The sequence below is a fragment of the Streptomyces sp. NPDC000880 genome (genome assembly GCF_053599675.1).
This window is the reverse complement of record NZ_JBSFMS010000172.1, coordinates 1-12,163: the sequence shown is the minus strand read 5'-3', so window position 1 is coordinate 12,163 and position 12,163 is coordinate 1. Positions and strand designations below refer to the sequence as shown.

At 68.8% G+C, this 12,163-nt stretch carries 9 protein-coding genes and 3 pseudogenes; 7 read left to right on the top strand and 5 right to left on the bottom strand.

Annotation, left to right across the window (positions count from 1 at the left end; genetic code table 11):
- Positions 1–119: 119 nt before the first annotated feature.
- Complete coding sequence (locus ACWDO5_RS33160) at positions 120–2,300, bottom strand: RICIN domain-containing protein (RefSeq protein WP_450534261.1); 2,181 nt, start codon at positions 2,298–2,300, stop codon at positions 120–122.
- A gap of 1,059 nt (positions 2,301–3,359) precedes the next feature.
- Positions 3,360–4,604 (bottom strand): annotated as a pseudogene (locus ACWDO5_RS33155) (ricin-type beta-trefoil lectin domain protein); the annotation flags it as partial.
- Between the two features lie 243 nt (positions 4,605–4,847).
- Here ACWDO5_RS33155 and ACWDO5_RS33150 point away from each other — a divergent pair.
- From ACWDO5_RS33150 to ACWDO5_RS33135, 4 genes and pseudogenes are all read left to right on the top strand, one after another.
- Complete coding sequence (locus tag ACWDO5_RS33150) at positions 4,848–6,068, top strand: MFS transporter (protein WP_450534260.1); 1,221 nt, start codon at positions 4,848–4,850, stop codon at positions 6,066–6,068.
- A gap of 15 nt (positions 6,069–6,083) precedes the next feature.
- Positions 6,084–6,221, top strand: a pseudogene (locus tag ACWDO5_RS33145) (transcriptional regulator); the annotation flags it as partial.
- A gap of 154 nt (positions 6,222–6,375) precedes the next feature.
- On the top strand, positions 6,376–7,143 hold the full coding sequence (locus ACWDO5_RS33140; RefSeq protein ID WP_450534259.1) for a uracil-DNA glycosylase: 768 nt from the start codon (positions 6,376–6,378) through the stop codon (positions 7,141–7,143).
- A gap of 105 nt (positions 7,144–7,248) precedes the next feature.
- Positions 7,249–7,672: pseudogene (locus tag ACWDO5_RS33135) on the top strand (LLM class flavin-dependent oxidoreductase).
- Between the two features lie 39 nt (positions 7,673–7,711).
- Here the strand turns inward: ACWDO5_RS33135 and ACWDO5_RS33130 are convergent.
- Complete coding sequence (locus ACWDO5_RS33130; protein WP_450534258.1) at positions 7,712–8,146, bottom strand: VOC family protein; 435 nt, start codon at positions 8,144–8,146, stop codon at positions 7,712–7,714.
- A 273-nt stretch (positions 8,147–8,419) separates the two neighbouring features.
- On the opposite strand from ACWDO5_RS33130, the gene ACWDO5_RS33125 reads away from it, so the two are divergent.
- Positions 8,420–8,629: a hypothetical protein gene (locus tag ACWDO5_RS33125; RefSeq protein ID WP_450534257.1), complete on the top strand. Its 210-nt coding sequence runs from the start codon at positions 8,420–8,422 to the stop codon at positions 8,627–8,629.
- Positions 8,626–10,413, top strand: a complete 1,788-nt coding sequence (locus ACWDO5_RS33120) for an adenosine deaminase family protein (RefSeq protein WP_450534256.1) — start codon at positions 8,626–8,628, stop codon at positions 10,411–10,413. Before ACWDO5_RS33125 ends, ACWDO5_RS33120 begins: the two co-directional genes overlap by 4 nt.
- Here ACWDO5_RS33120 and ACWDO5_RS33115 read toward each other — a convergent pair.
- Complete coding sequence (locus ACWDO5_RS33115; protein WP_450534255.1) at positions 10,331–10,927, bottom strand: class F sortase; 597 nt, start codon at positions 10,925–10,927, stop codon at positions 10,331–10,333. The two genes, ACWDO5_RS33120 and ACWDO5_RS33115, sit on opposite strands and share 83 nt — an antisense overlap.
- Before the next feature lie 170 nt (positions 10,928–11,097).
- On the bottom strand, positions 11,098–11,589 hold the full coding sequence (locus ACWDO5_RS33110; RefSeq protein ID WP_450534254.1) for a sortase: 492 nt from the start codon (positions 11,587–11,589) through the stop codon (positions 11,098–11,100).
- 487 nt (positions 11,590–12,076) lie between these two features.
- Between ACWDO5_RS33110 and ACWDO5_RS33105 the strand changes: the two genes are divergently transcribed.
- On the top strand, positions 12,077–12,163 hold an 87-nt coding region (locus ACWDO5_RS33105), incomplete at its 3' end, for a DUF6928 family protein (RefSeq protein ID WP_450534262.1).

The following is a 12,163-nucleotide window of genomic DNA, read 5'->3' as shown; positions in this document are numbered from 1 at the left end:
ACCGACTCGCTCCGGTGGCAGTGATGACCACCACCGACACGCCGCCCCAGCAGCACACGGACACCGACGCGCTCCAGGCGCGGGACCTGTACCGGCCGGTGTACTACGGGAAGAGCGCGTCAGGGATAGCTGACGAGATTGGCCACATTCGTCGAGGAGTTGGACGGGCCGCCTCTGTCGTTGATGACATGGCGAATGGTTCCGTTGCCCCCGAGCGAGACGGTCACCATGTTCCGGAACTGCACATTCGGATTGTTGGGTACCTCGAAGGCGTGCTCGGCGGTCACGGACGGATTCACGTTGAAGAAGCAGTAGCTCCCGAGCCCGAACGCCTGATGGCTGGTGACCGAGTTGGCCACCTTGTACGCCGCGTAGCCCTGGGTCGAGCCATTCATCCAGGCGGCCTGGTTGGGCGGGTCGTACGGCATCTCGTTCTGGTAGAAGTACGTGCGCCCGCCGTTGCCGTTCCAGATCGTCTGATGCTTCTGGTAGTGCTCCACGAACAGCCCGTACATGGTCACGTTATCGCCGTTGACGACGAGTCCCGTGTCCGCCGTATTGCTGTTCCAGCCGATGCCGCTGCCGTGGTCGCCGCGCCAGATCCACATGTGGTCGCCGATGACGTTGTCGCTGTTGACCACCAGGCTCGTGGTCGCCTTGCCCACCGCGGCGCCGCCGACCCGGAAGTACACGTCGTGCAGGGACGTCGGGTTGGCGCTGTGGCCGGCGGAGGAGCCTGCCGGGCCGACCTCCATCAGGGTCTGCGAGTTGGTCGTACCGGCGTCGAAGAGGATGCCCGCGACCTTGACGCCGTCGACATCGGCGACCGTCATGGCGGTGACGCCGCCGTCCGGGATGAACGTGGCGAGGCCGAGCCCCAGGATCACGGTGTCGGGGCGAGTCACCCGCAAGGTCTGATTCAAGTGGTAGACACCCGGGGTGACCAGCAGGTTCTTCCCCTCGGCCAGCGCGGCGTTGATCTGCGCGGCGGTCGTCCCGGCCTTCACGACGAAGAACTGGTCCATGCCGAGCGAGGTACCGGCGGCGTTGCCGGCCGCCCACGTGGTGGCCGAGGAGTTGGCCCGCAGGGACGGTACGAACACCCTGTAGGCGCCGGTGCCGTCCACGTACAAAAAGGGCTTCTCCCGGACCGTGGGTGTCTGGTTCACGGTCGTGTAGGGCGGGTTGGGGAAGCTGTTGCCCGGAACGCCCTGGCTACCGACGAAGACCATGTTCCAGTTGGACCCTGTCCAGCTGCCGAGCTGGGAGTTCCGGGTCATCCACTGCTGCTGCGTACCGGACCGCACCTGACCGTCGATCTTGCTGTCGGCCATGAATCCGCCGCTCGCCCAGCCGCCGTCGTCCAGGGCCAGGTTGCCGCGGACATGCATGCGCCGGTACGGAGCCGCCTGGGATACCGCCCACCGGTCCGTGCCCCCGGCCGGGTTCACCGAGAGGTTCTCGGCGCCGCGCCAGAAGTTCTGAGTGGCGTTCTGCGGCGGGAACCAGTCGGCCTCGACGTGCACCGCGCCGTTGATCGTCACCGAGTCGGGCGACTGGCCGAGGCCCAGAACCTGGGTGTAGAAGCCCACGTTGACGTCGTTGCTGTAGGTGCCGGGCTTGAACATCACCGCGTAGCGCTGGGAGCCGAACTGGTTCTGCTCCTGCTGCTGGAAGATCGAATTCAGTCGGCTCTGGATGGTCGCGGACGGCATCGACGGGTCGAATACGACCACGTTCGGACCGAGGTCTACGTCGCCGGGCGCGGAGTTCACGGGCGCGACCTGGAACCGCTGGGCTGCCGAGTTGTTGCAGGTGTACTGGACCAACTGGACGCTGTCGGCCGTGGACGCGGAGGGCACGTCCAGGCACTTGCCGCTGTTGCGGTTGACGAAGTGGTACGCGCCGCCGCCCTCGTCCACGGCCTGCCACTGCTGGTTGTTGCCGCCGCCGTACGTCCACAGGTGTACCGCGGCGTTGTCGGCGGTGGAGACGTCGCTCACGTCCACGACCTGGTTCGCGTCATTGCGGTTGTTGATCCGCACGAAGCCGTCGCTGGTGGCGGTGAAGCTCCACTGCTGGGCGGTGGAGTTGTTGCAGGCGTACTGCTGGACGGCGGTGCCGTTCACGGTCGCGGCCGAGCGTGCGTCCAGGCACTTGCCGCTGCCGCTGTTCACCACGGTGGCCCAGCTGGTCGGCAGGGCGGCGGCCCCGGCGGCTCCTTGAGGAGTGGCCGCCTGGGTGGACGGGATGGCGGCGAGGACCGAAAAGGCCGAGGCCACCACGACGAGGCCGGCCACAAGAGGCCTTGCGCGGCGGGCGTTTGTGAAGGCGTGACGGCCCGCTCTGGGCGTTCGCAGGGATTGGAGCACGGTTTCTCCTGTGCCGGCGGGCCGGCTCGGTGGGGGGTTGACGGATGAGGGTGACAGATGGGGCTGACGGACGGGGGAGAGGGATCAGCCGGTGTACTGGGCGAAGACTCGGGTGAAGTCCCACGGCTGCTGGGAGACGCCCGAGCAGGTGTCTGCGCCGCCGCCGGTGCAGGGGCGGTCGCGGTTGACCGACCAGAAGGTCAGTCGCGCGAGGTGCCGCTGCTGCGCGTAGCCGAGGATGGTGCGGAAGTCGGCGACCGTGACGGTCTCGTTGTTGTCGGTGATGCCGTTCATCGAGGAGATGCCGGTATGCCGGTAGGCCTGGTCGTCGGTGTAGCCGTAGGCGCTCTTGACCGTGTTCTTCAGCCCTTCGGCGGCACGGAGAGTGAGCGTGCCCATGTTCTGGCCGGCCCCGCCGAAGTTGAACGGCATGATCGTCCAGCTGTCCACGGTCAGGCCGGACGCCGCGGCCTTGCGGATGAGGCTGTCGTCGGGGCCGTTCTGGCCGGTACCGAAGGTGACATACACCTTGATCCCGGGGTTGTTGGCCTTGATGGTCTTCAACGCGTCGACCGTGCGCTGCTGGACGGTGGGGCTGTCGTACGCGGCGGCCTCGATGTCGATGTCGATCGCCTTGAGCCCGTAGGCGTTGATGACTTTCTGGTAGGCGGCGGCCAGTTCGCCGGCGCTGCCGCAGGAGCTTTCGAGCTTGTTGCCGCTCCAGCCGCCGAAGGACGGGATCACATCGCCGCCGGCCGCGCGGACGGCGTTGACCGTCTGCTGGTCGACGCCTCCGGTCAGCGGCCTGCTCCCGTCCCACTGCGGGTTGCAGTAGCCGTTGCTGAGGACGAAGGCGAGCGTGAACCACTGGACGCCGGTGGCGTTCATGACGGTGGTCGGACTGGGCGGGCTGCCCCAGCCGTTGTAGATGTACGGGGCGACAGCCATGGGGCCGGTGGGCGCCGGGTCGCGGCCGCCGGTGGGCGCCGTCCATTTCTGGTTGGCGGCTCCGGTGCAGGTCCAGATCTGCGGGCGGGTGCCGTTGGCTGAGCTGTTGCCGGTGGCGTCCAGGCATTTGTCGGCCTGGGGGTTGACGATGTCGCGGGCGGCGGTGACGGTCCATCGCTGGGCGGCTGATCCGTTGCAGTCCCAGAGCTGGACGGTGGTGCCGTCTGCCGTCCCGCCGGAGGTGACGTCCAGACACTTGCCCAGCGCCCGGATCGTGCCGTCCGTGCCGACGTTCCACTGCTGGGCGCCGCTGCCGTTGCAGTCGTAGAGCTGTACGGGTGTGCCGTTGGTGCTGTTGGCTCCCGCCACGTCCACGCACTTGCCCCCCAGACCCGTGATGGTGCCGCCGACGCTTGGGTTGTCGCTGGTGCTGACCCGCACATGGTCGACGACGAGTTGCTGGGGGAAGACGGTGCTGCCGTCGGGGTCGCCGGGCCAGTAGCCGCCGACCGCGAGGTTGAGGATCAGGAAGAACGGCTTGTTGAACACCCAGGTACGGCCGCCGAGATCGGCAGGCGTACGCCGCTGGTAGACGTTGCCGTCGACCGACCAGGTCACCGAATCGGGAGCCCAGTCGACGGCGAAGGTGTGGAAGGCGTCGGCGAAGGCCTGACCGCCGGGGAGGGTGTACGCGGCGCCGATGCCGCCGGAGCCGGAGTAGCCCGGGCCGTGGAGCGTGCCGTGGACGGTGGAGGGCTCGAAGCCGACGTTCTCCATGACGTCGATCTCGCCCGAGTTGGGCCAGCCGACCTGGCCGATGTCGTTGCCGAGCATCCAGAAGGCGGGCCACATGCCCTGGCCGCGCGGCACTTTGAGCCTGGCTTCGACGTGTCCGTAGGTCTGGGTGAACTTGCCCGCGGTGTTCAGCCGGGCGGAGGTGTACTCACATCTGCCGTACCAGCACTGGTAGTTGGCTGGGTTCTCGCGGCGGGCGGTGATGACCAGATGACCCTGGCCGTCGAGGGCGGCGTTGCGGTTGCCCGCCGTGTAGTACTGCCGCTCGTGGTTGTTGACGTTGTCGCCCGTCTCGATCTGCCATTTGCCGGCGTCGACGGCGGAGCCCGCGGGGCCGTCGAACTCGTCGGAGAACGTCACGGCGGCCGGTGCCGCCGCGGCGGGGGACGGTGGGGGTTCGGCCTGTGCGAGACCGCTGGTGAGAGTCGCAAGGGTCAGGACGGACAGAACGGACACCAGCAGGCGCCGTGCCAAACGTGGGGAGTCCATGACTCTCCCTTCCGGGGCATGAAGGAGGAAGGGGATATGTCGTGCATATGACATGAGGCTTAGTTCACTACGTGATTTAAGAAGTGAACTAAGCGCCTGTCAAGGGCTTGGTATGGACCACTGTCGGGACTTGGTATGGACCGCGTCGAGGCTGCAGGATATGGCGCGCTTGCAAGTAGTGGCGTCTGCAATTATTGTGGGCGCTTGTAAGGTGCAGATGTAATTTTTCTGGAAGGTTCTCCCATGCCACTCGCGCTCCTCGCCCTCGCCATCGGGGCCTTCGGCATCGGCACCACCGAGTTCGTCATCATGGGGTTGCTGCCCGATGTCGCTTCGGACTTCGGCGTGTCGATCCCGATGGCCGGATTCCTGGTCACCGGCTATGCGCTCGGGGTGGTGCTCGGCGCCCCGCTGATGACCATCCTCGGTACGAAGGTGTCCCGGAAGCGGATGCTGATGCTGTTGATGGGCCTGTTCATCGCCGGGAACGTCCTCTCCGCCGTCGCACCCGTCTTCGGCGTGATGCTGGCCGGCCGGGTCGTCGCCTCGCTCGCCCACGGCGCCTTCTTCGGCATCGGCTCGGTCGTCGCGGCCGACCTCGTCGCCCCGGAGAAGAAGGCCGGCGCGATCGCGATGATGTTCACCGGTTTGACCGTCGCCAACGTCGTCGGCGTCCCGCTCGGCACCTACGTCGGCCAGAGCGCCGGCTGGCGCGCCACCTTCTTCATCGTCGCCGCCCTCGGCGTCCTCGGACTGCTCGGCGTGGCGAAGCTGGTGCCGGAGCAGCCCAAGCCCGAAGGCGTACGGCTGCGCCACGAGCTGGCGGCCTTCCGCAATGTGCAGGTCCTGCTCGCCATGGCCATGACGGTCCTCGGCTTCGGCGGAGTCTTCGCCGCGATCACCTACATCACGCCGATGATGACCGAGGTCGCCGGGTTCGCCGACTCGTCCGTCACCTGGCTGCTGGTCCTGTTCGGCCTCGGCATGGTCGGCGGGAACCTGATCGGCGGAAAGTTCGCAGACCGCGCCCTGATGCCGCTGCTGTATGTGTCGCTGGGCGCCCTCTCCCTCGTACTGGCGCTGTTCACCCTCACCGCGCACAACACGGTCACCGCGGCGATCACCATCGTCCTGATCGGCGCGCTGGGCTTCGCGACCGTACCGCCGCTGCAGAAGCGGGTCCTGGACCAGGCCGCGGGCGCTCCCACCCTGGCCTCCGCCGTCAACATCGGCGCCTTCAACCTCGGCAACGCCCTCGCCGCCTGGCTCGGTGGCATCGTCATCGCGGCCGGACTCGGCTATACCGCACCCAACTGGGTCGGCGCCGCCCTTGCCGCATCGGCCCTCGGCCTCGCGGTCGTCTCCCACCTCCTGGAGCGCCGCACGGCGACCACCCACAGCCTGGTCGTCACCGCCTCCACCTCCGACTCCGACACTGCCGCAGTCCCCGCAGCCCGCCACTGACCCACCGCGCCCTGTCGAAGCGAGGTCATCGTCCGAGCATGGTCGGCGGGCGGCCTCCAGGCCCTGGGCGACGCGTGGATCGACCAGATCGCCGACCTCGGCTCCGACTGGGGGAAGTACGAGTACGTGACGAACCTCGGCTTCGCCGCCTGACGGCCCGGCTATGTTGTGGTGGCATCCCCGACAGGTCCGTCGGGGAAGGCGCTCCAGACGTCGAAGCCGAGCGGCTCCGGGGCGTCGCAAGAGGGCTCCCGGATGCGGGTCCGCGCCGCTCAGAAGGGCGCCTCGACACAGGGAGGGAAGCGAAGTGGCACAGCCACCGCCGAGTCCTGACGACGGTGACTTTCCCGCGCGCAGCGCACCGCGCTGCCGGGAACTTGGCGAGCTGGACGCGCATGTGGCCCAGTGCCGGGCCTGTCCCAGGCTGGTGGCCTGGCGGGAGGAGGTCGCCGCAACGAAGCGCGCCGCCTTCCGGGACTGGGAGTACTGGGGAAGGCCGGTCCCCGGATTCGGCCCGCCGGACGCGGCTCTGGCCGTGGTCGGGCTCGCGCCCGCGGCGCACGGGGGCAACCGGACCGGCCGGATGTTCACCGGGGACGCGTCGGGCGACATCCTCTTCGCCGCGCTGCACGCCGTCGGCCTCGCTTCGCAGCCGGACTCCACGCAGCGCGGCGACGGGCTGAAGCTGCGCGGAGTACGGGTCACGGCACCCGTCCACTGCGCACCACCGCAGAACAGGCCGACCCCGGCCGAGCGGGACGCCTGCCGGCCATGGCTGGCGAGGGAGCTGGAACTGCTCCGCCCCACCCTGCGCGCGGCGGTCGTCCTCGGCGCTTTCGGCTGGCAGGCGCTGCTGCCCGTCCTCAGCGAGGCGGGGTGGCAACTGCCGCGCCGCCGGCCCGTGTTCGCGCACGGCGCCCAGGTGACACTTCCCGGCCGGGGGGAGCGCCGGGAGCTGCATCTTCTCGGCTGCTACCACCCGAGCCAGCACAACACATTCACCGGGCGGCTCACCCTCCCCATGCTCGTCGACGTGTTCCGCCGCGCCGCCGATATCACCGGCCTGGATCAATGATGCTGTGATCAATGATGTTGTTCATTGCGGCTACCCGGTCAGGTGCGGCAGCTGCCTCCGGCATGGCCGAGGTTTCATCTGCCGAAGATCGACAACAGGACCGATATAACGCAATTCGGATACACGATGATGACCGAGCAGGCCGGCCCCGTGAACTCGTCGAGCACGTCGTCGGCGCGGAGCGCGCGGGCTTCGACTTCTCCGTCACCTCCGACCACTACTTCCCATGGCTGGCGTCCCAGGGCCACGCCCCGTACGCATGGAGCGTCCTCGGCGCGGCCGCCCAGGCCACCTCCCGGATCCCGCTCATGACGTACGTGACGTGCCCGACGCCCCGTTACCCCCCCCCGCGGTCGTCGCCCGGTCCATTCTGTGCGGGGACAAGGTCGACGATTTCGTCGAGGCCGTACGGCCGTATGCGGAGGCGGGCTTCACCGAGATCGCGCTCGTCCAGGTGGGCGGTGACCATCAACGGCCCTTCCTCGACTGGGCGGAGACAAAGCTGCTCCCCGCATTGCGCGAACTCTGAGAGGCCGTGCTGCCGACGTCAGGCCGGGTGCCGTCGGCCTCAGACCAGGCGCAGGCCGTCCTGGGGCTCCGGCGTCCGGGGGGCGTCGGCTCGCGGGGCCGAGACGGCCAGCGAGAAGGAGTGCCCGGCGGGATCGGAGTAGAGGCGCACATCGCGCAGCCCGCCGTTGTCCTTGGTATCCAGCGGGCGTGCGCCGAGGCTGATCGCCTCTCGTTCGGCCTCGTCCATGTCGTCGTGCGAGACGAGGATCCGCAGGTGCGCCTGCTGGGAGTCGTCCGGCCGGGGCCAGCTGGGTGGCGCGTACCCGTGATCCCTGTGCACGGCCAGGTGCACGCCGTCGTTACCGACGATCTCGACGTAGTCGGGGTCCGCTCCCACCTGTGTCCGTGCATCGAGCAGGGTGGCGTAGAACTCCGCCAGAGCCGCGGGTTCCGCGCAGTCCAGGATCAGCACGCTCGTCTTGGCGACTGCCATGAGGGCCTTCTTCCGTAGGGCTGTTGGTATGGATATGCCTACGATCGCGGGTTCCCCGGCGTGGGCCCCACTAACGGCTTTCATGCGCCGGCAGTTTGCGGCCCTCGCGGTGGCGGGCCCCGCTTCGAGCCCGTCACCGGCAGGTCAGCCCCCCGCCTGCGCCGCCTTCCCGGTCGCCGTTATCGTCGGCGCGGCTCGTGGCCGTCCGCTGTGCCGCCGCCCGTACCCGCGGCATCGGGCGTGGGCACCGGCGGCTCCTGGACGATGGCCCGCTTGGTGTACCCGGACCAGATGGCCCTGCGCTCCGAGGGTGTCCGGCGCGTAGTCGAGGTGGGCGACGGCCAGGTCAGCGACCTGCGCCAGGCGGTGGACCCGGCGGAGCTTGCCACCGTGCTGGTGGGCGCGTGGCCACTCGCCCCTTCAGGTGATCACGGCCTGTCACTTCGTCAGTCGTCGACGGGGCTGGCCACGATGCCGGAATGATCAACAAGACTCGCGGCACCGCACGGAGCCGTCCGACGATGCTGCTCGCCCTGGCGCTGACGCTGCTCGCCGCGCAGTCAGCGGCCGCCGCAGGCGCCGATGCGGGCGTGGCGCCGCCACCCGCCGTCGAACGCCGCGTATCGGCGTACCTGGACGGCGTCCGCGACCAACCTGAAGCGCTGGCCTCCTTCTTCCGCGAACTGCCCAAGGGCGGCGACCTGCACAGCCACCTCGCCGGTGCGGCATCGACCGAGTTGCTGATGGACCTGGCGATGGCGGATGGTCTGTGCATCGAGAACGGCACGCAGCGGGCCCTCCCACCGCCGTGCCCGGCGAACAGCCGGCCCGCCGTCGAGATGCGTACCGACGCCGCGCTCCGACCGCAGGTGCTGCGGGCCTGGTCGATGCAGGACTTCACGCCGGGCGAGGAGTCGGGACACGACCACTTCTTCGCCACCTTCGGCAAGTTCTCCGAGGTGGCCACGCGCCACCCCGGGGAGTTGATGGCCGAGGTGTCGAACACGGCAGCCAGGCAGAAGCAGTTCTACCAAGAACTTATGGTCACCTCCAACAGTCGCGGGGCCAACGCGCTCGCCGACCGGGTCGGCTACGACGCGAACCTGCTCCGGATGTACCAGAGCCTGCTCGCCGACGGTGCCATGGACCAAGTCGTGCGCCAGGCACAGACCGAAGCCGCCCAAGGCCTCGCGGCGTTCCGAGCCACCGCCCACTGCGACAGCGCGACGCCGGACCCGGGCTGCGCGGTGCCCTTCCGGTTCATCTCGCAGGTCTCGCGGAACAGCACCCCCGAACGGGTCTTCACCCAGATGGCGCTGGCCATGGAACTGGCCGAACGAGACCCGCGGTTCGCCGCGGTGAACCTGGTCCAGCCCGAGGACGGAGCCGTCTCCCTGCGGGACTACAGCCTCCACATGCTGATGCTCGCCCATCTGCACCGCGTCCACCCGCGGGCACACATCACCCTGCACGCGGGCGAACTGGCCCCCGGCCTGGCCAAGCCCGAGGACCTGGGCTTCCACATCCGCGAGGCGGTGAACGTTGCACACGCAGAGCGCATCGGCCACGGCGTCGACATCCGGCACGAGGACGCGGCGGACGAACTGCTGGAGACCATGTCCGAGCGCCGTATCGCCGTAGAGGTCCCGCTCAGCAGCAACGACCAGATCCTCGGCATCTCCGGCCCCGAGCACCCCTTCCCGCTGTACCGGGAGCACGGCGTCCCCGTCGTGCTCGCCACCGACGACGCCGGGGTCTCCCGGATCACCATCAGCGACGAGTACCGCCGCGCGGCCCAGAGGTACAACCTGTCCTACCGGGAACTGAAGGACCTGGCCCGCGCCTCCCTCGAGTACGCCTTCCTGCCGGGCCGCAGCCTGTGGCGCACCCTGGACGGCTACCGGCCGGTGCGCGAGTGCCTCGCAGGACGCCCTGGGGAGCGCGAACCGGGGCCCAGCTGCGAGGCGTTCCTCGCGGCCAGCCCGAAGGCGGCGGTGGAGTGGCGGCAGGAGGCCGCGTTCACGGCCTTCGAGCGACGGGTTCTCGCGCCGGCCCGCAACTACTGGGTACGCGGCCCAGAGGGCCCGTGGCGTCCCCCGGGCTTGCGCGGTCCGGCCGGCGCCACGGCGCGCAGCTCGGCGCAGGTTCCCCAGAACGACTGCCGCACATGTGCCTCGGGAGTGGCTACTTCACCGCGGTCAGCGTCGCGTAGACCACGACGTTTCCCTGGTAGCCGGTGTGCTTGGAGTAATTGCCGCCGCAGGTGATCACCCGCAGCTCGGGCAGGTCGGAGCTGCCGTAGACCTTCTCGTCCGGGAATTCCTTCTTGTCGTAGACCTCCACGGCGTCGACGGAGAACACGGCCGTGCGCTGGTCTGCCCGGCTGATCTCGATGGTGTCACCCTTGGCCAGGGCCCCGAGGCCGTGGAAGACGCCGGGGCCTGCGGGCGTGTCCACGTGCCCGGCGGTGACGGCTGTCCCTGTCGAGCCGGGAGCCGTGCCGTCGCCGTACCAGCCGGCCAGTCTGGGCTTGTCGGCGGGCGGGGGCCGTAGCGCCCCTGCCGCGTCGAGGTCCAGTCTTGTCATGGGGGCGTCCACGCCGATGGCGGGGACCCGAAGCCGGACCGGATCCGACGGGGGCAGCGGCTGGACGGTGGGGCGCGCGGCTGAGGCGGTGCCGCTGGGATCGGGGCGTACAGAGGTGGAGAAGGCCTGGGCAGCGGAAGGCTGCGGTGGCTGCTCGTCGCGTGCTCCGCTGATCACCAGCACGGTACCGGCCATCAGCGCGCAGGCCAGAAACTTGACCGAAGGGGTGGACGCGTGTGGGGAAGCCCTGCTCTTGTGCCCTGTTTCCATCGCGGTCGAGCCTCTGCTTTCGCAGCGGGTGGGGTGGGGCCCTCGCGGCCCCGGACCCGTGCGGTCCGGGGGCCGGTGTGGCGGGAGGTGGGCGGTCAGGGTCGGATGCCGCTCGGGCGGCGGCGCCTCCTGACAGCAACCCCGGCTGCGGCTCCGGCGAGCAGCACACCGCCGAGGGCGAACTGCGTACCTCTGTCTTTGGCCGGCCCGAAGCCGGCGTCGACCGCGCCGCTCGGCTGGTGGTCGGTGACCTTGTACGTATCCGTGATCTTGATCCGCGGTGGGCACTTTACGGTGACTGTGTCGCTGCCGAGGTCGGTCTCTTCCGGAATCTGGAACTCGCCGGTGAGCACACCCGCACGGTCACCTTCGAAGAGGTGGAAGGCCCCTCCCGCCTCCGACTCGCCCTTGCCGTAGGTCACGTCCTCGCCGCATGCCTCGGTACTGACGGTGACCGTGGAGCCCGGGGAGGCGGTTCCCGGGCGGATCTGGATGTCTGAGTCATCGGCGGCGACGGCGGCCGGGGCCGACAGAGCAAGGGCACCGAGAACCAGGCCGATACCTACACCAAGATGTCTGTTACGCATGAGGATCCTCCAACGGAGCAGTGTCCGGCCTGTCTGCGCGGCGCCTCTGCTGTGCTCCGCTCATGAGGCAACCGACAGTCCGTCACCACCGCAACATGACATTCGACTTATGTGTCACCCGGGCAGGCGTAGAGGCTGGTCTCGCTTGATTATTTACGCAGGTCACCGGAGCAGAGACCGGCACGGTGAAGAAAGCACCAGAAGCACGGCGAACGGGCGAGGAGCGTTCATTCGGATCATCGTGCGGACTACAGCAAGATGCCTGCGAAGTGGAGTAAGGGGAGGCAGACGGTCGCGGTCTTCTCCAAGGGTGGTGATGCCGCGCCATTGCTTGTGGCGATTGACGCGCCGTTAGAAACTGTTGGGCCGTCAGGGCACGGTACGGGGTCGCACGGTACTCTCGCGGGAAGCGGCTCGGCAGCGAGTCCGAACGTCCGCTTGAAGACGTTGGCGAAGGCGAGTCCCCCCGCAAAAGCCGTTGCACGCCATGCACAGCGTGGTCGACTGGTTGGCGTTCGCTGTATGGGAAGACGGACGTCTCATCCGGTCTCTGAGCCTGTCACCGGACGACGGG

Coding starts and splice junctions, on each gene's coding strand:
- ACWDO5_RS33150 (WP_450534260.1), top strand. CDS start 4,848: ATGCCACTCGCGCTCCTCGCCCTCGCCATCGGGGCCTTCGGCATCGGC.
- ACWDO5_RS33130 (WP_450534258.1), bottom strand. CDS start 8,146: ATGGCAGTCGCCAAGACGAGCGTGCTGATCCTGGACTGCGCGGAACCC.
- ACWDO5_RS33120 (WP_450534256.1), top strand. CDS start 8,626: ATGATCAACAAGACTCGCGGCACCGCACGGAGCCGTCCGACGATGCTG.
- ACWDO5_RS33115 (WP_450534255.1), bottom strand. CDS start 10,927: ATGGCCGGTACCGTGCTGGTGATCAGCGGAGCACGCGACGAGCAGCCA.
- ACWDO5_RS33110 (WP_450534254.1), bottom strand. CDS start 11,589: ATGCGTAACAGACATCTTGGTGTAGGTATCGGCCTGGTTCTCGGTGCC.